Here is a 16,891-nt window from a genome sequence, read left to right on the forward strand (position 1 = left end):
AACGGAGGTACTCATGACCACAGTTGACAGGTCACTCACCGACATCACCGGACCGGCTTCCGCACGCGACCTCGCGTATCTCTCGGGTTTCGGCAACCAGCACGTCACCGAAGCCGTCCCGGGGGCCCTTCCGCAGGGCCGCAACAGCCCGCAGAAGGCACCGCTGGGGCTCTACTCCGAGCAGCTGAGCGGCACCTCGTTCACCGCGCCGCGCCAGGACAACCTGCGTACGTGGGTCTACCGCATCCGGCCGTCCGCGAAGCACTCCCCGTTCCGGCAGGTCGACGCCGGCGGCCTGGCCGCGAGCCCGATCGCGAACGCCGCTCCCTCCCCCAACCGCCTGCGGTGGGACCCCTACGAATTCCCCGCCGAGCCGAAGACGTTCGTCGAGTCGCTGTTCACCATCGGCGGCAACGGCGATGTGCGCGCGCAGTCGGGTGTCGCCATCCACATGTACGCCGCGGCCAGGTCGATGGACCGCGAGTACTTCGTCAACAGCGACGGCGAGATGCTGATCGTCCCGCAGCAGGGCGGTCTGCGGGTGGCCACGGAACTCGGCGTCCTCGCCGTCTCCCCCGGCGAGATCCTCGTCCTCCCCCGCGGCCTCCGCTTCAAGGTGGAGCTGCCCGACGGCGTGGCCCGCGGATACGTCCTGGAGAACTACGGGCAGATCTTCAGGCTGCCCGAACTCGGCCCGATCGGTGCCAACGGCCTGGCCAACCACCGGGACTTCCTGTACCCGACGGCGGCCTTCGAGGACCGGGACGAGGAGGTGCAGGTCTTCAACAAGTACCTCGGCAACCTGTGGGTCTCCGACTACGACCACTCCCCCCTCGACGTCGTCGGATGGCACGGCAGCCTCGCGCCCTACAAGTACGACCTGAGCAACTTCATGGTGATCGGCACGATCTCGTTCGACCATCCGGACCCGTCGATCTACACCGTGCTGACGTCGCCCAGCGGAATCCCCGGGACGGCGAACGCCGACTTCGCGATCTTCCCGGACCGCTGGCTCGTCGCGGAGAACACCTTCCGTCCGCCGTGGTTCCACCGCAACGTCATGAGCGAGTTCGTGGGGCTCGTGCACGGCACCTACGACGCGAAGGCCGAAGGCTTCCTCCCCGGCGGCGCCAGCCTGCACAACTGCTTCGCCTCGCACGGCCCCGACCGTGAGACCTATGAGACCGCCAGCACGGCAGAGCTCAAGCCGCGCAAGATCGACAACGGGCTCACGTTCCTGTTCGAGACCCGGCTGCCCCTCATCCCGACCTCTGCCGCCCTCGCGTTGCCGACGCTTCAGGAGGACTACGACGCGGTCTGGGACGGCCTCCAGCGTCACTTCCAGGGCTGACACCGCCGTACGACACATCTTCCGGCCCGCATCCCATGGCGGGCCGGAAGCACGTGTGTGAAGCCACCAGCTCGGGACGGACAGTCAGTGTCGCCGGCTGCCCGGCATCGTCAATGGCTCTCGCGCCACTTGTCGAACTCCTGCTTCCAGCGACCAGTAGGAGGGAACAGCCTCTCGACGGGATTCCCTTCCGCGATCCGCTCTGCCACCCAGGCGTCCTGTTTCTCCTGGTCGGCCGCGGCGTCGGCCACCTCTTCGACGAGGTGTGCCGGGATGACGACGACACCGTCGTCGTCTCCGACCATGATGTCCCCGGGCTGGACCGCCACTCCCCCGCACGTGATCGTCGTGTCCGTCTCCCAGGGGACGTGACGGCGGCCGAGGACCGCGGGGTGAAGCGACTGGGTGAAGGTCGGCAGGCCGATGCCGACGACAGCGGCCGAGTCCCGAACACCTCCGTCGCTGACGATTCCGGCAGCGCCGAGCACCTTGGCGCGCAGGGCGAGAACATCGCCGAACGTCCCCGTGGAGGGATCCTGGCGCGCCTCGATCACCAGCACGTCGCCGGCCCGGAGATCGTCGAAGGCTCGTTTCTGGGAGTTGTAACCGGATCCGTACTCATCGGAGAGGTCGGGCCGGTAGGCGACGAAGCGGAGCGTTCGAGCAGGGCCGACGAGCTTGCTGCCCGGCACGCGGGAGTGGACGCCGTCGATCGACATGTCCGGGTAGCCCCGTCGGCGCAGTTCCGCGCTGATCGTGGCAACGGCAGTGTGCGTCAGCTTGTCCCGCACTCCGATGTCCAACGTGGCTCGGGTGCCCTTCACGACGTGCCTCCTCCCGTGTAGGCGGACATCAACCGCTCACTGCCCCGCGCCAGCAGATCGACGTCGGCGCCGACGAGGATGAAGTCGGCACCCGCTTCGATATAGCGCTGGGCGAGGGCGGGGGCGAACGCATTCACCCCGACCTTCCTTCCGGCACGCTTCGCAGCCGTGATGCAGGTGGTGACGGCGTGTACCACATCTGGGTGATCCTGCCGACCCAACAACCCCATGGATGCCGCCAGATCGGACGGGCCGACGAAGACGCCGTCGATGCCGGGCGTGGTGGCGATCTCCACGATGTTCTTCACCGCGGTATCGGACTCGACCTGCACGTACACCGAGAGCGTTTCCCGGGCCTGTCCCAGGTAGTCCGGCACCCGGTTCCAGCGCGAACCGCGGGCCAGCGCACTGCCGACGCCCCGGATCCCCTCCGGCGGATAGGTGACGGCTCGTGCCACTTCCCTGGCCTGCGCACCGTCGTCGATCATCGGAATCAGCAGGTTCTGCACGCCGAGGTCGAGATACTGCTTGATCGTGACCGGGTCGGCGCTGGGGGGCCGTACCACCGGGGTGATCGGGTAGGCGTGGGTTGCCTGCAGCTGGGCCAGCAGCGTCATGAGGTCGCCGGGGCTGTGCTCCGTGTCGATGAGCAGCCAGTCGAGGCCGCTGCCGGCGCAGATCTCGGCGACAAGGGGACTGCCGCTGCACACCCACATCCCCACCAGTGGCCGGTCCGCGTCGGCGAGTACCGAAGCGAATGTCGGGTCTATACGAAGCGGCATGTGACCGCCCCCAGGTTCCCGTAGTCGGCATGGATCGTGTCACCGCGCTCGACCCACAGGGGACGGATGAAGGATCCCGAGAGGACGATGTGACCGGCGCTGAGCGTCGTGCCGTGCTGGAACAGCTTGTTCGCCAGCCACGCGACTCCGTTGGCGGGGTTGCCCAGCACGCCGGCGGCGAGGCCGGTCTCCTCGATGGTCTGGTTGCGGTAGAGGAGCGCGCCGACGCGCCGCAGGTCGATGTCGCCGACGGACACGGGACGACCGCCGACCACCATGGCTCCCAAGGCCGCGTTGTCGCTGATCGTGTCGACGATGGTTCGTCCCGCCAGCTCGATGTGGGAGTTGAGGATCTCGATCGCCGGTACGACGTACTTGGTTGCGGCGAGAACGTCGACGACCGTGCAGCGCGGTCCCGTGAGGGGCCGACTCAGCACGAAGGCCAGCTCGACCTCGACTCGCACGTTGGAGAAGTCGTCGTGCGGGATGTCGACACCGCTCTCCAGCACCATGTCGTCGAAGATGACGCCGTAGTCGGGCTCGGAGATGCCGGTCGCCTCCTGCATCGCCCGGGACGTCAGGCCGATCTTGTGTCCGACGACGGTATGCCCTTCCTCTTCACGCCGCCGCGACCACAGCCCCTGCACGGCGTAGGCATCCTCGACCGTCATTCCCGGGTTGCGGGCCGCCAGCAGAGGCACCACCGTGCGACTGTGACCCGCCTTGGCCAACTCGTCGGCGATCTCCTCGATGCGCGCATGTTCGAGCATGTACCCTCCCAGCCAATCGTGAGCTAATATCGTATATGATTACAGCTACGAAGCCATGCATGATGCTGGGGGCTCTGGTGATCAACCCACTCCGCGATCAGCCTTCGAAGATGGTGGCCGTCCACCTCAACTACCGAAGTCGCGCCGATCAGCGCGGCAGGACGCCCGCGTTCCCGTCGTACTTCCTCAAGGCGCCATCCACGCTGGCGCCCTCCGACTCCGTACTCGGCGTGCCCGCCGACTGTGAACTCCTCGCCTACGAGGGAGAGATCGCCCTCGTCGTCGGAGCCGAAGCGCACCGCGTCAGCCGTGACACCGCATGGCAACACGTCGGCGGGGTGACGGCGGCGAACGACTTCGGCCTGTACGACCTGCGCTATGCCGACCCCGGGTCGAACGTCCACTCCAAGGGCCTCGACGGATGCACCCCGATCGGTCCCTCAATCCTGGACGCGGCCCAGCTCGACCCATCGAGCCTGCACCTCCAGACCTACGTGAACGGTCGGCTGGAGCAGGACGCGCGAGTCGCGGACGACATGATCTTCGACTTCGCCTATGTGATCGCAGATCTGTCACGGTTCATGACGCTCCAGCCGGGTGACGTGATCCTGACCGGCACACCGGCCGGCTCCTCCGTCGCACAGCCCGGGGACGTGGTCGAGGTCGAGGTGTCCGGCACCCACGTGAACGGACTGCGCACGTCGACCGGCCGCCTGCGCACGTCGATCGTCAAGGACGACTACCACGTCGGGCCACTACTGCCGACTCCACAGGCCGACGCGGCCGCGAAGGCGGCGGCGTACGGGCACCCAGCCCCCAAGGCCACGGGCGCCACCCCGCGCGGGTAGCCGTCCCCTGCTGCCGGACCGACACCATGTCAACCCACGGAAGCGAAGGACTCACCCAGGTGACTGCGCCGTACGAGGCCCCCGGCACCATCAAACGAATGCTGTTCGCCACGTGGGCGCTGTGGAACTCACTCACCCCCGAGCAGCGCGCCATCGCCACCTATCCCATGTCCGATCCCCGACGCCTCGACTGGGACTTCATCCCGAAGCCCGACCGCACCGGGATCGCGATCTCGGCGCTGCACGGGCACCAACGAACGCTGGCCCAGAACCTGCTGGCTTCAGGGCTGAGCACACGGGGCTACAGCCAGGCACTGCAGATCATGGCCATGGAGAACATGCTGCGCGAGAAGGAGGTCCATGAACGGGGCCTCGGCGTCATCGCGGGCGACTTCCGCGATCCCGACAACTACTCCTTCTCGTTCTTCGGCCGCCCTGGCTTCGAGGACACATGGGGCTGGAGAGTCCTCGGTCATCACCTCTCCCTGAGCTACACGATCATCGGTCAGCGCTACCTGACGGTCACGCCGTGCAACATGGGTGCGCAGCCGGTTCCCTCGGGTGTCTTCCACCCGCTCAGGGACGACGAGGAACTCGCCTTCGAACTGCTGCACGGCATGTCGGACGCCCACCGCAAGGCGGCGGTGATCCACGACGTGGCTCCCGCCGACTACGTCACCCGGCAGGTGCCCCGCGTCGGCCGCGTCGAACTGCCCGACCACGTCGACCTGGGCATCCCGAGCTACCGCATCTCGGACGCGGACCGGGAGGCGCTCAAGTTCGAGGCCGACCGGCCGCGCGGGGTGGCCGTGAGAGACCTGGACAGCCGGGGGTCCGCGCTGGTCAAGGACCTCGTCCGGACCTACGTCGGCCGCATCCCCGACGAACTGGCCGACACCTATCTCCGCACGCTCGACGGTACGAACGACGACAAGATCTTCTTCTGTTGGGCGGGCGGGACCGAGCACGGAACGTCGCACTACTACCGCATCCAGACCGACACGTTGCTCATCGAGTTCGACAACGCGATCGACAGCGGCAACCACATCCACTCGGTCTGGCGGGACTACAACAACGACCTGGGACACACGTTGCTGATCGACCATTACGAACAGTCGAAGAACAGCGATCACCATCTGTCCCGCCGGACTCGCTCCACCGTGCCCGCGGAGGGATGACATGCTGAGGGACGCCGGTCCCCCGCCTGCCAGCCGGCCGTGCCCCATGTACGTTCCAGACCAGACCCACCGGCGAGGATGAACCGATGCCTTCCCCCGATGCACAGACGACTCGCCTGTCGAAGTCACAGCTGGTCTACCGCGCACTTCGCGAGCGCATCATGGACGGCACCTACAGCCCGGGGTACCGTCTGGTCCTCGAACAACTGGCTCGTGAGTTCTCGGTCAGCGCCGTCCCGGTACGCGAGGCGGTGCGGCTCCTGGAAGCCGAGGGCCATGTCACCTTCGAGCGGAACGTCGGCGCCCGGGTCGCGATCGACGAGACGAAGTACGAGACGGCGGCGGAAGCGCTTGCGGTGGTCGACGGTGCCGCCGTCGGCCTCAGTGGTCCGCTCCTCACCGAGGACGACCTCGAGGCGGCCCGCGAGGTGAACGAGAAGATGCGCCGGAGCCGCGAATCCTTCGACCCGGTCGGCTTCGCCAGGCTGAACGGCGAGTTCCACGCCATCCTGCGCAGCAGGTGCCCGAACACCGACCTGCTGAACATGGTCGACAGGCAGTTGCAACTCCTCGACCGGATCAGAAGGTCCCCCTTCGACTTCGTACCGGCACGCTCGCTCCAGTCGGTCGAGGAACACGAGGAGTTGCTGGCGCTCATCGAACGGGGTACGGAACCGGACAAGGTCGAGCGCTACGCGCGGCAGCACAGGCTGAACACCTTGCAGGCGTTCATCGAGCAGCGCAGGCAAAGCGCCGAGTGAGCGCGCGCCTTACACGCGGGCGGCCAGTGCCAGGAGGCGCCGTGCGCGTTCCATGACGGGTCTGTCGACCATCTGGCCGCCGACAGTGGTGACGGAGTCACCGGCCTGGAGGACGGTGCGGGCCCAGCGCAGTTCGTCCGCGGTGGGGGCGAATCCGTCGGTCACGTACGAGAGTTGGTACGGGTGGACGCAGAGCTTGCCTGTGAAGCCCAGGCGTCGGGCGTGGGCGATGTCCGAGCCGAGGGCTTCCCTGTCCCGTACGGCTGTGGTGACGCCGTCGATCGGCGGGCTGATGCCCGCGGCGGCCGAGGAGAGGACCAGGCTGGAGCGGGCGTAGGTCAGTGCCGCATGGTCGTCGTGGGCGACGCCGAGTTGGGCGGCGAGGTCGACGTTGCCGAAGGCCGCCCGGACGACACCGGATGTGGCGCACACCTCGCGGGCCCGCTGGACGCCGAGGGCCGTCTCGATGAGCGGCACGAGGGCACACCGTCCGGCCGTACGGGCGGCGAGCCGTGTGAGTAGCGTCGGATCCTCGGCCTTGGGCACCATCACTGGGCAGCCGTGGTCGGCGGCCATGGCAAGGTCGCTCTCGGACCAGGGCGTGCCGAGCGGGTTGATGCGTATGACCGCCTGGTTGCCAAGGGCGAGCCAGCCGGCGGCGTTGTTCCGGGCGCGGTCCTTGTCCTCGGGGGCGACGGCGTCCTCCAGGTCGATGATGACCAGGTCGGCACCGGAGGAGGCCGCCTTGTCGAAGCGGTCGGGCCGGTGTCCCGGGACGAACAGCAGGCTGGTCGCGGTGGCGATCCGGTCGTGGGGTGCGGTCATGCGAAGGTCACCTCGGCGGTGGCGTGCCGGTCCTCCCGGTGGGTGGCGATGTGCAGTTCGGTGCGGTCGTCCCCGGGGGTGCCGCAGGCGACGATGTGTTCGCCGGCGAACACCGGCCGCCGGAGCCGGTAGGAGAGCGAGCGCACGGGCCGGTCGGGAGCAAGGCGTCGGGGCAGTTCGAGCATGAGCAGGGCGAGCAGAGGGCCGTGGACGACGACGCCGGGGTAGCCCTCCTCGTCCCGGCAGTACGGGGCGTCGTAGTGGATGCGGTGGGCGTTCGCGGTCAGGGCGCTGAACCGGAACAGCAGGGTGGGATCCGGGCGCAGCGGAATCCGCCACGGGCTGTCGGGGTGGGGGGAAGCGGATGCGTCGATGCCGGCCGGGTGCTGTCCCGCCGTGCGTCCGGACCGGTAGACGATGTCCTGTTCCTCCACCAGACAGACACGGCCGTGCTGGCGGAACTCACGGCGTTCGGTGACGAACAGCATCTCTCCGGTGCGGCCCTGCTTGGCGGTCACCGCGGCGAGGCTGCTGGTCCGCTCGGCCGGCTCGCCCAGGCGCAGCGGCCGGGCGATCTCGCAGCGGCCGCCCGCCCACATGCGCTGCCGTCGCGGGACGGGCGGCAGGAAGAGGCCGTCGACGGGGTGGCCGTCGGCGCCGAGATCCCGCCCGGCGGGCCAGCTGAGGAAGTACAGCCAGTGCCACAGCGGGGGAAGCGGATCCCCGGTCTTCGCGACCGTGTCGGGTAGGTCCAGAACCGCCGAGAGGGCGGCCACCGGCCCGGTGGGCAGGGGGTCTTCGTCGGTGACGGGCCCGGGAGTCCAGGACTCCACGTATGAGTCAAGTGGGGGCGGAGGGGGCTGCATCGTCGGTGTGTCCTCTGTCCTCTGTCCTTGTCTGCCACCGCGAGTTCTCTCAGCGGAGGACGAAGGGGTTGCCGGTGGGGGCGCCGGTGTTGATCCATACGGTCTTGTCCTCCAGGTAGGAGGTGAGTGCGGCGATGCCGTTCTCGCGGCCGATGCCGGAGTCCTTGAAGCCGCCGAAGGGAGCCAGGTAGCTGACCGCGCGGTAGGTGTTGACCCAGACGGTGCCGGAGCGGATGCGGTCGGCCATGCGGAAGGCGCGGCCGATGTCGCTCGTCCACACGCCGGCTCCGAGGCCGTAGCGGCTGTCGTTGGCGATCTCGACGGCCTCGTCCTCGTCCTTGAAGGGGATGACGGACAGGACGGGGCCGAAGATCTCTTCCTGGGCGATGCGCATGCCGTTGCTCACGCCGGTGAAGACGGTGGGTTCGACGAACCAGCCGCCACGGTCGGCGGCCTTGCCGCCGAGGGCGAGTCGGGCGCCTTCCTGCTGCGCGATGTCGATGTAGTCGAGGACCTTGGCGTACTGGGTGGGGGTGGTGATGGGGCCGACCTGGGTGGCCTCGTCCATGGGATCGCCCATGCGTGCGGTGCGCGCCAACTCCACGAGCCTGTCCACGACTTCGTCGTGCACATCCTCCTGCACCAGAAGCCGGGAGCCGGCGATGCAGGTCTGCCCGGTGGCGGCGAAGATGCCGGAGACGGCGCCGTTGACCGCGGCATCGAGGTCGGCGTCGGCGAAGACGATGTTGGGGGACTTGCCGCCGAGTTCGAGGCTGACGTGCTTGAAGTCGCGGGCGGCGGCCTCGTTGATACGACGGCCCGTGGCGTCCGAGCCGGTGAAGCTGACCTTGCGGACCAGCGGGTGCTCGACGAGTGCGGCGCCGACGTCCCGACCGAAACCGGTGACGACGTTGAACACGCCGGGCGGCAGCCCCGCATCGTGGAAGAGCCGGGCCAGTTCGAGAGTGGAGGCGGAGGTGAACTCCGACGGTTTCACCACCACCGTGCAGCCCGCGGCGAGGGCCGGAGCGATCTTCCAGGCCAGCAGCAGAAGCGGGGAGTTCCAGGGCGTGATGACGGCGACGACCCCGACGGGCTCCTTCTTCGTGAAGGCGAAGTAGCCCTTCTTGTCCAGCGGCGGGACAGTGCCCTCGACCTTGTCGGCGAGCCCGCCGTAGTAGTGGAACCACTGGGGGACGTAGGCGACCTGCCCGTGCATCTCCGTGAACAGCTTGCCGTTGTCGCGGACTTCGAGCTCGGCAAGGTGTCGGGCGTTCGAGGCGATGGCGTCGCCGAGCCGACGCAGCAGGGCGCCGCGGGCGCTGGCGGTCAGTTCGGCCCAGGGGCCGGCGTGCAGGGCGTGATGGGCGGCGCGGACCGCGTCGTCGACGTCCTGGGGTGTGGCCTTGGCGATCTCGGCCCACTGGGTGCCCAGGTAGGGGTTGTCGGTGGGGAACCACTCACCGCCGGCGGCCTCGCGGCTCTCCCCGTCGATGAACAACTCGTAGCGCTGCATGGAAGGGGGGTCCTGTCGGCTAGAAGTCGGCTCACATCACACAGCATCATGAGTGCTGATAGCCAAGGTTGAACAATAGAAAGCCGTGATGGCCGCATGCTCCGCATGCATGCATGCGGAGCATCGCCGCAGGGGCACCCTGGACCTGGGCGAGTCACTCTCCCGCGGCAGGGGCGTCGTCTCCCCGGACCTGGACCTGGGCCGAGGGCCATCTGCCCTGAGCCACGGCGGAGTTGATCTGGTGGACCAGCTCCCGTGCGACGACCTCCACGGCGGGCGGGGTGCGCCCGAACCGCGGCGTACCGAGGACGACGGAGCGCCACACGTCGGGCTCGCTCAGCGGCGCGGCGCTCAGCGCGCCCCGAGCGACGTCCTCGGCGATGCCCACTCCGGGCAGGACGGTCCAGCCGTGTCCCGCCTGGACGAGTTGCTTCTGCACCCGCATGGAATTGGTCTGCACGGCGACGTCTACGGCGGCCCCGGACCGCACCGCGGCCGCGTCGATCAGCCGGCGGAGCGCGTGCCCCGAGGTGGGCATGACGAGCGGGTGCTTCGCCGCCTCCGGAAACGGCACGGGACGGTCGGCCCGGAGGCAGGCCGACGGCGGCGCGACCGCCCACAATCGCTCCCGCAGCAGCGGATGCGCGCTGAGGGAAGGCGTGCTGTCCAGGTTGTAGAGCAGGGTCAGGTCGAGGTCGCCGTCGTCGAGCCACTGCTGCAGATGCCCGGAGTAGGCCGTCATCAGGCGGAGTTCGACGCCGGGGTGGTCACGGGCGACCGCGGTCACGAGTGGCTCGGCCAGCAGGTCGCTGGTGCTCTCCAGCAGCCCGACGGTGACGATGCCGGTCACCACGCCCGGGGTCGGCTGCACCTCGGCGCGGGCCCGCTCCAGCTCGTTCAGGGCACGCTGGGCCCGGTCGACCATGATCGCCCCGGCCTCGGTGGGCCGCATGCCCGTCCTGGTCCGTTCGAAGAGGGCGATGCCCAGTTCCTGCTCCAGGGTGCGGATCTGCCGGGTGACCGCGGGCTGCACCAGGTGCAGCAGCTCCGCGGCGCGCGTGACACTGCCCACCTCGGCGACCGTGACGATCGCCCTGAGTTGCTTGAGGTCCAAGACGTCGTTCTTCCTTCCGCTGCCATCCGAAGCACGCATGGGGACATGACGTATTGGTATTTCACCTTCGCCGTCATGAGTGTTCATGATGGCACCCCGGCATGGGACCCACACTTTCCTGGAGGTCACCTCATGACCGAGCCCCCCGCGGCACCGCCGCTCTCCGGCATCACCGTGGTCAGCGTCGAACAGGCGGTGGCCGCCCCCTTCGCCACCCGCCAGCTGGCCGACCTCGGCGCACGGGTGATCAAGGTGGAGCGGCCCGGCGGGGGTGACTTCGCCCGTCGGTACGACACCACGGTGCACGGCGAGTCCAGCTACTTCGTGTGGCTCAACCGCTCCAAGGAGTCGGTGACGCTGGACCTGAAGACAGACACCGGCCGCGCGATCCTGGAGCGACTGCTCGCCGACGCCGATGTGTTCGTGCAGAACCTGGCCCCGGGCGCGGCCGCCCGGATGGGCCTGGGCGCCGAGGCCCTCGCGGAACGCTTCCCCTCCCTCATCCCCTGCTCGATCTCCGGCTACGGCTCCACCGGACCGTGGGCCGACCGCAAGGCGTACGACCTGCTGGTGCAGTGCCAGACCGGGTTGGTCTCCCTCACCGGCAACGAGCACGGTTCGGCACGGGTCGGTGTGTCGATCGCCGACATCGCGGCCGGCATGTACGCCTACTCGGGCATCCTCACCGCCCTGTTCACCCGGGCCACCACGGGTGTCGCCCGTGCCGTGGAGGTCTCGCTGTTCGAGGCGCTGGCCGAGTGGATGAGTCAACCCGCCTACTACACCCGTTACGGCGGCACCCAGCCCCCACGCCTGGGCACCCAGCACGCCACCATCGCCCCCTACGGCTCCTACACCGCCGCCGACGGCAAGGCCGTGCTGTTCTCCGTCCAGAACGAGCGCGAATGGGCCGCCCTGTGCGGGCGGTTCCTGGACCAGCCCGGGCTCGTCACCGATCCGCGTTTCGCCACGGGCTCGGCCCGGGTGGCCCACCGTGAGCAGTTGAACGCGATCGTGGCCGAGCGTTTCGGCGAACTGGACAGCGACGAGGTGACGAAGCTGCTGGACGCGGCGGGCATCGCCAACGCCGGCGTCAACGACTTGACCGACTTCCTGGCACACCCGGTGCTCAGCGGCAGGGACCGCTGGAGGGACGTACGGATTCCCGGAGGAGCCGCGGTGTCCGCGCTGCTGCCGCCGGTGGTTCTGGCCGGCACGGCCCCGCGCATGGACGCCGTCCCCGGCGCCGGGCAGCACACCGACACGATCCTGGCCGGCCTGGGATACAGCCCGGCCGACATCGACGGCCTGAAGGCCGAGCACGTCATCTGAACCGCGCTTCGCCACCCGAGCCTGTCACTTCAGCAAGGAGCATCGCCGCATGGGCATCCTGGACATCCTGTCCGAGGACGAACAACTCGTCGTCCGTACCGTGCACGACTTCGTCGACAGGGAAGTTAAGCCCGTCGTCCGGCAGTTGGAGCATGCCGACACCTACCCCGAGGCCCTCGTCGAGCAGATGAAGGCCCTCGGGATCTTCGGTCTCGCCGTCCCCGAGGAGTACGGCGGCACCCCGGTCTCCACCCCCTGTTACGTCCTGGTCACCGAGGAGCTGGCCCGTGGCTGGATGAGCCTGGCCGGAGCGATGGGCGGCCACACCGTGGTCGCCAAGCTGCTGCTGCACTTCGGCACGGAGGAGCAGAGGCGCCGGTATCTGCCGAGGATGGCCACCGGCGAGATCCGCGCGACCATGGCCCTGACCGAACCGGGCGGCGGCTCGGACCTGCAGTCCCTGCGCACCGTCGCCCGCAAGGGCGCCGACGGCGGATACGTGGTCAGCGGGACGAAGACCTGGATCACCAACTCGCGGCGCTCCGGGCTCATCGCCCTGCTGTGCAAGACCGACCCGGACGCCACTCCGGCGCACAGGGGCATCTCGATCCTGCTCGCGGAGCACGGTCCGGGCCTGACCGTCTCCCGTGACCTGCCCAAGCTCGGCTACAAGGGCGTGGAGAGCTGCGAGCTGTCCTTCGAGGACTACCGGGCGCCGGACGACGCGCTGCTCGGCGGTGTCGAGGGCAAGGGCTTCGCGCAGATGATGAAGGGCCTGGAGACCGGACGCCTCCAGGTCGCCTCCCGCGCGCTCGGGGTCGGCCGTGCGGCGCTGGAGGACGCCCTCGCCTACGCCCAGGAACGCGAGTCGTTCGGCAAGCCGATCTGGAAGCACCAGTCCATCGGCAACTACCTGGCCGACATGGCGACTTCACTGACAGCGGCGCGACACCTCACCCTGTACGCGGCACGGGAGGCGGACGAGGGCCGCCGCGTGGACATGGAGGCGGGCATGGCCAAGCTCTTCGCCTCCGAGACCGCGATGCAGATCGCGCTCAACGCCGTGCGCATCCACGGCGGTTACGGCTACTCCACCGAGTTCGACGTCGAACGGTACTTCCGCGACGCCCCGTTGATGATCATCGGCGAGGGGACGAACGAGATCCAGCGAGACGTCATCGCGAGCCAGCTCGTCAAGCGCGGAGGGCTGGACGGCTGACGCGGCAGGTCTTCGAGGAACCGGACCTGTGATCCGCCACGGCAGCCCGCCGAATGCTTGACACTTCAGAACCGAATTGAAATATTTACTTAAGGTCATTTAAACATGTCTCAATGGGGTCTACGAGGCCTCTGAGGTCGTCTACGCCACGGAACCCGTCGTCCGGAAGACGGTCGGCTCCGAATCACGAGCAGGATCACCCAGCTTCCATGTGATCGAAAGTTGGCTCCAATGACATCCGCATCCGCACAGTACGGTTCCGCCTTCACCGAAGGCGTCGCCCAAGCCGACGGCCACCCCATCCGGTACTTCCGCGCCGGCTCCGGCGACACCCTCGTCGTCATCCACAGCGCCGTCGGCATCCGCTTCACCCCCATGCTCGACCGCCTCGCCGAGCAGTACGACGTCATCCTCTTCGCACTGCCCGGCTGGGGCGACGAGCCCGACGGCGGCCGCGAGCTGACACTCACGGAACTGGCCGACACCGTCCACCAGGCGACCCAGAACCTCGGGCTCAAGAGCTTCCACCTGCTCGGAAGCACGCTGGGCGGCGACGTCGCCCTCAACATCGCCCTCGATCACCCGGAACGGGTGGCCTCTCTTGTCCTCGACACACCGGGCACGTTCCACGAAGGGGCCGAACCCTCACCGGGAAACATCACACCTGAGGAAGCCCTTGCCAAGGTTCGCGTCCACCCCGAGCGGGAGCCGGTCTTCGTACCGCCTCACCCCGACTCCCAGGCTCGGATGTTCGCGTTGATCTCCAGGCTCCAGGGAGCGAACCCCGACTACTCGAAGCAGATCACCGAACGTCTGCCTGAACTTTCTGTTCGCACGCTGGTGGTGTTCGGCGAGAGGGACGGCTTGATCCCACCCCAGAACGGACGCACTTTCGCCCGTCTCATGCCCGACTGCAGCTTCGTCCTCCTTCACGATGCCGCGCACGACGTGCAGGGCGACCGCGCCGAGGATCTGGGCGCCCTCGTGGCCGACTTCCTCGCTCACGGATCGGACTTCCAGCTTCCCCCGGACGCCACCCTCGTCACCCCGTGAGTCACGCCATAGCGCCATGAAAGTGGGCGGTCAGCTCGGAATCCCGAACTGACCGCCCACTTCGCTGCCTGGCCCCGGGCGCTCCGGTGGCAAAGGCGACGCCCGCACGTCGAGTACGGAACGTCGCCAGTCCTGTCACTGATCAGGACGCCACTTCACAGACGGGCGCGGTCACAGACCGGGGGGCACAACAAGTGCCGTGCCCATCCACTGCAGCTCCGGCGGCGCGCCGATGAGTTCGTGACCGATGTCCGCCAGCTGACTGCGGCTGATCACCGCGTGCTGACAACCGGAGATGGCGTCGCGGATGATGCGCTGAAGAGTTCCGGCGCGCAGTGCGGTGCCTCCGCCCTTGTTGAACGCCCACAGGGCGACATCCCGACAGATGTCGTGCATGTGCACGCTGGCGCCGGCGAGCAGACTGGTCTGCCGACGGCTGAGGGGCTCCCCACGTGCCGCCGAGGCGTCGACCTCGGCGAAGACTTCGGCCCCGAACGCGCGAGCGGAGCGGTAGGCGAGTTCGAAGTCCGCGTACTCGGTGCGGAAGACCGGGTTGTCCGCGAGCCGGGTCGCTCCGGGCTTGGGGTCACGGCTCGCGAAGGCGGCGATCTCGTCGAGGAGTCGACGGGTGGTGCCGGACGCCCACGTCTGGCGCCCGAGATGAACCACTGCCAGCAAGCCGGCGGCGACGTCGGGGAACAGCGGCACGGCGTGGTGATCCGGAACGAAGTAATCGGTCACGGTGAAGTCGACGGAGCCGGTGCCACGGAGCCCGATCGTGTCCCAGTTACCCCGGAGGGTGGTCTCCGAGGCCGGTACGAGGAACATGAACGGCGGGCCGGGGACGGGCTGGTCGCCGTCGAAGGCCAGGGAGTTGCACAATACGTAGTCCGCGTTCGGAAGCCCGCTGCAGTACGAGTAGGACGCGGTGAGCCGGTAGCCGCCCTCGACCCGGACGGCGCGCCCGCTGGGATAGGCCGTCGCGGAGAAGTTCGGCACCCCGTCGGCGAAGAGTGTTTTCTCGACGGCTTTGTCGAAGAACGCCGACAGGAAGCCGACGCCCGCGAAGATTCCTCCGGTCCAGCTGATCGACCCGTCGATGTAGGCGAACTGTTCGAGGACCTTGGCCGCGTCGCCGGGAGACAACGCCAGGCCACCCAGGTCCTTGCTGACGAACATCCAGCCGAGGCCGCTGTCTCGCAGCAACTCCATCGTGCGGTCCGTGAGCTTGCCCGCGTCGTCACAGGCCGGGCCTTCGGCCTGGAGGTCGTCGGCCATCGTGTCCAGGGCAGCGAGCAATCGGTCGCGGCCGGCGGCGGAGTCGGTGCCGGCTACATCGGCCACGTCAGTTGTGGTGGTCATGGGAACCTCGATCCGTGAGAACGGTGCTGTCAGGGCGAGAACCGCGGGAACGGTCCTCCTGTGTTCGGCTCGGCCGAACCTTTCTGTGATGCGATCTGAAAAACGTGCCCGCACGGTGTTCCGGGGGGCGCATTCCCGGCCGGGCAGGAGATCCGCCAGGCCGTCAAGGGTGCGGAGGAGCAAGCGTTACGAGGGCAGCAGCACCAACCGCCCCCGCACCCCGCCCTCCGCGAACCGGGCGTGCGCCTTGGCCGCGTCGTCCAGGGCGTAGGTCCCGGCCACCCGAGGGGTCAGCACCCCTTCGTCGGCGAGCCGGACCAGCTCGGCCAGGCTCGCTCCGTCGGCGTTCACCTCGACACCACTGATCCGCACGCCACGCTCCGCCGGCGGCAGCAGGTGTGGCAGGAGGCCGACGAAGGCGCCGCCGTCCCGCACCCATGCGAGGGCCTTTTCACCGAGGACCGCCGCGTCGAGGACCGCGTCGACGCTCTTCGGCTCCCCACTCGTGACGTGCGCCGCCCCCAGCGACCGTACGAACTCCTCGTCGCCTTCCCGCGCCTGGCCCGTCACCACGAGCCCGCGGCGGGCGGCGAGCTGCACGGCGTAGGCGCCGACCGCGCCCGCGGCGCCGGTCACCAGGACCGACTGTCCCTCCGTCAGCTCCAGGAGGTCCAGGGCCTGGAGCGCGGTCAGTGTGTTCAGCGGCAGAGTCGCGGCGTGCGCCGAGTCCACCGTCGTGGGCGCCTCGGCGACGGCGTCCGCGGGTACGACGACGTATTCGGCATGGGTGCCCAGCGGCTTGACCAGGCCGAAGAGGAGCGCAACGACGTTGTCTCCGACCTTCCAGTCACTCTGCTCGCCGACCGCGTCGATCGTCCCGGCGACGTCCCAGCCGAGCCCTATCCGCTGTCCCCCTCCCCCGTAGACCCCGGACCGCGCCGCGACGTCACACGGGTTCAGCGCGGCCGCGGCCACCTTGATCCGCACTTCCCGCGCCCCCGGCTCGGGCACCTCGGTGTCCACGACCTCCACGACCTCGGGTCCGCCGAAGCTGTTCACTACTGCAGCACGCATGGCATGTCTCCTGAAA

16 protein-coding genes are annotated in these 16,891 nt (G+C 68.6%); 7 read left to right on the top strand and 9 right to left on the bottom strand.

Annotation, left to right across the window (positions count from 1 at the left end):
* The first annotated feature begins 13 nt into the window (after window positions 1–13).
* Complete coding sequence (gene hmgA, locus ACFY0P_RS22710; protein WP_388915889.1) at window positions 14–1,351, top strand: homogentisate 1,2-dioxygenase; 1,338 nt, start codon at window positions 14–16, stop codon at window positions 1,349–1,351.
* 110 nt (window positions 1,352–1,461) lie between these two features.
* Here the strand turns inward: hmgA and ACFY0P_RS22715 are convergent, their stop codons facing one another.
* Genes ACFY0P_RS22715 through ACFY0P_RS22725 form a run of 3 tightly spaced genes read right to left on the bottom strand, consistent with a single transcriptional unit; the run spans window position 1,462 to window position 3,727 of the window.
* Window positions 1,462–2,175, bottom strand: coding sequence for a dimethylmenaquinone methyltransferase (locus ACFY0P_RS22715; RefSeq protein ID WP_388915892.1), 714 nt, complete (start codon window positions 2,173–2,175; stop codon window positions 1,462–1,464).
* Window positions 2,172–2,891, bottom strand: a complete 720-nt coding sequence (locus ACFY0P_RS22720; protein WP_388916389.1) for an HpcH/HpaI aldolase/citrate lyase family protein — start codon at window positions 2,889–2,891, stop codon at window positions 2,172–2,174. The genes ACFY0P_RS22715 and ACFY0P_RS22720 overlap by 4 nt, the downstream gene beginning before the upstream one ends.
* A gap of 50 nt (window positions 2,892–2,941) precedes the next feature.
* On the bottom strand, window positions 2,942–3,727 hold the full coding sequence (locus ACFY0P_RS22725) for a fumarylacetoacetate hydrolase family protein (protein ID WP_316769157.1): 786 nt from the start codon (window positions 3,725–3,727) through the stop codon (window positions 2,942–2,944).
* 59 nt (window positions 3,728–3,786) lie between these two features.
* Here ACFY0P_RS22725 and ACFY0P_RS22730 point away from each other — a divergent pair, with 59 nt between their 5' ends.
* The 3 genes from ACFY0P_RS22730 (at window position 3,787) to ACFY0P_RS22740 (ending at window position 6,514) form a co-directional block, all read left to right on the top strand.
* Window positions 3,787–4,575 (top strand): fumarylacetoacetate hydrolase family protein, encoded by a 789-nt coding sequence (locus ACFY0P_RS22730; protein ID WP_388915895.1) that lies wholly within the window; start codon window positions 3,787–3,789, stop codon window positions 4,573–4,575.
* 59 nt (window positions 4,576–4,634) lie between these two features.
* The gene (locus ACFY0P_RS22735; protein WP_388915898.1) at window positions 4,635–5,753 is read left to right on the top strand and encodes a DUF3500 domain-containing protein; all 1,119 of its coding nucleotides are present in this window, start codon (window positions 4,635–4,637) and stop codon (window positions 5,751–5,753) included.
* An 86-nt stretch (window positions 5,754–5,839) separates the two neighbouring features.
* Window positions 5,840–6,514, top strand: a complete 675-nt coding sequence (locus ACFY0P_RS22740) for a GntR family transcriptional regulator (RefSeq protein WP_316769163.1) — start codon at window positions 5,840–5,842, stop codon at window positions 6,512–6,514.
* Between the two features lie 9 nt (window positions 6,515–6,523).
* Here the strand turns inward: ACFY0P_RS22740 and ACFY0P_RS22745 are convergent, their stop codons facing one another.
* The 4 genes from ACFY0P_RS22745 to ACFY0P_RS22760 all read right to left on the bottom strand — a co-directional run bounded on the left by ACFY0P_RS22745 (window position 6,524) and on the right by ACFY0P_RS22760 (window position 10,835).
* Window positions 6,524–7,339 carry an HpcH/HpaI aldolase/citrate lyase family protein gene (locus tag ACFY0P_RS22745; RefSeq protein WP_388915901.1) on the bottom strand — a complete coding sequence of 272 codons (816 nt, stop codon included), beginning with the start codon at window positions 7,337–7,339 and terminating at the stop codon, window positions 6,524–6,526.
* Window positions 7,336–8,172: a MaoC family dehydratase N-terminal domain-containing protein gene (locus ACFY0P_RS22750; protein WP_316769167.1), complete on the bottom strand. Its 837-nt coding sequence runs from the start codon at window positions 8,170–8,172 to the stop codon at window positions 7,336–7,338. The genes ACFY0P_RS22745 and ACFY0P_RS22750 overlap by 4 nt, the downstream gene beginning before the upstream one ends.
* 82 nt (window positions 8,173–8,254) lie before the next feature.
* Window positions 8,255–9,721: an aldehyde dehydrogenase gene (locus ACFY0P_RS22755; RefSeq protein ID WP_388915904.1), complete on the bottom strand. Its 1,467-nt coding sequence runs from the start codon at window positions 9,719–9,721 to the stop codon at window positions 8,255–8,257.
* 154 nt (window positions 9,722–9,875) lie between these two features.
* On the bottom strand, window positions 9,876–10,835 hold the full coding sequence (locus tag ACFY0P_RS22760; protein WP_388915907.1) for a LysR family transcriptional regulator: 960 nt from the start codon (window positions 10,833–10,835) through the stop codon (window positions 9,876–9,878).
* A 132-nt stretch (window positions 10,836–10,967) separates the two neighbouring features.
* Between ACFY0P_RS22760 and ACFY0P_RS22765 the strand changes: the two genes are divergently transcribed.
* From ACFY0P_RS22765 to ACFY0P_RS22775, 3 genes are all read left to right on the top strand, one after another.
* Window positions 10,968–12,167 carry a CaiB/BaiF CoA-transferase family protein gene (locus ACFY0P_RS22765; protein WP_316769174.1) on the top strand — a complete coding sequence of 400 codons (1,200 nt, stop codon included), beginning with the start codon at window positions 10,968–10,970 and terminating at the stop codon, window positions 12,165–12,167.
* 49 nt (window positions 12,168–12,216) lie between these two features.
* A complete protein-coding gene (locus ACFY0P_RS22770) occupies window positions 12,217–13,386 on the top strand; it encodes an acyl-CoA dehydrogenase family protein (RefSeq protein ID WP_388915910.1) in 1,170 nt (389 codons plus the stop codon).
* Between the two features lie 231 nt (window positions 13,387–13,617).
* The gene (locus ACFY0P_RS22775) at window positions 13,618–14,439 is read left to right on the top strand and encodes an alpha/beta fold hydrolase (protein ID WP_388915913.1); all 822 of its coding nucleotides are present in this window, start codon (window positions 13,618–13,620) and stop codon (window positions 14,437–14,439) included.
* 171 nt (window positions 14,440–14,610) lie between these two features.
* On the opposite strand, the gene ACFY0P_RS22780 is transcribed toward ACFY0P_RS22775, so the two are convergent.
* Together ACFY0P_RS22780 and ACFY0P_RS22785 are read right to left on the bottom strand one after the other, a co-directional pair.
* The gene (locus tag ACFY0P_RS22780) at window positions 14,611–15,801 is read right to left on the bottom strand and encodes a hypothetical protein (RefSeq protein ID WP_388915916.1); all 1,191 of its coding nucleotides are present in this window, start codon (window positions 15,799–15,801) and stop codon (window positions 14,611–14,613) included.
* A 186-nt stretch (window positions 15,802–15,987) separates the two neighbouring features.
* Entirely contained in the window at window positions 15,988–16,875 is an 888-nt protein-coding gene (locus ACFY0P_RS22785; protein ID WP_316769181.1) for an NADP-dependent oxidoreductase, read from the bottom strand.
* Between the last annotated feature and the right edge of the window lie 16 nt (window positions 16,876–16,891).

The sequence above is a fragment of the Streptomyces sp. NPDC001714 genome (assembly GCF_042892755.1).
GTDB lineage: Bacteria > Actinomycetota > Actinomycetes > Streptomycetales > Streptomycetaceae > Streptomyces.

Coding starts and splice junctions, on each gene's coding strand:
- hmgA (WP_388915889.1), top strand. CDS start 14: ATGACCACAGTTGACAGGTCACTCACCGACATCACCGGACCGGCTTCC.
- ACFY0P_RS22720 (WP_388916389.1), bottom strand. CDS start 2,891: ATGTGGGTGTGCAGCGGCAGTCCCCTTGTCGCCGAGATCTGCGCCGGC.
- ACFY0P_RS22725 (WP_316769157.1), bottom strand. CDS start 3,727: ATGCTCGAACATGCGCGCATCGAGGAGATCGCCGACGAGTTGGCCAAG.
- ACFY0P_RS22730 (WP_388915895.1), top strand. CDS start 3,787: ATGATGCTGGGGGCTCTGGTGATCAACCCACTCCGCGATCAGCCTTCG.
- ACFY0P_RS22740 (WP_316769163.1), top strand. CDS start 5,840: ATGCCTTCCCCCGATGCACAGACGACTCGCCTGTCGAAGTCACAGCTG.
- ACFY0P_RS22745 (WP_388915901.1), bottom strand. CDS start 7,339: ATGACCGCACCCCACGACCGGATCGCCACCGCGACCAGCCTGCTGTTC.
- ACFY0P_RS22755 (WP_388915904.1), bottom strand. CDS start 9,721: ATGCAGCGCTACGAGTTGTTCATCGACGGGGAGAGCCGCGAGGCCGCC.
- ACFY0P_RS22765 (WP_316769174.1), top strand. CDS start 10,968: ATGACCGAGCCCCCCGCGGCACCGCCGCTCTCCGGCATCACCGTGGTC.
- ACFY0P_RS22770 (WP_388915910.1), top strand. CDS start 12,217: ATGGGCATCCTGGACATCCTGTCCGAGGACGAACAACTCGTCGTCCGT.
- ACFY0P_RS22775 (WP_388915913.1), top strand. CDS start 13,618: ATGACATCCGCATCCGCACAGTACGGTTCCGCCTTCACCGAAGGCGTC.
- ACFY0P_RS22780 (WP_388915916.1), bottom strand. CDS start 15,801: ATGACCACCACAACTGACGTGGCCGATGTAGCCGGCACCGACTCCGCC.
- ACFY0P_RS22785 (WP_316769181.1), bottom strand. CDS start 16,875: ATGCGTGCTGCAGTAGTGAACAGCTTCGGCGGACCCGAGGTCGTGGAG.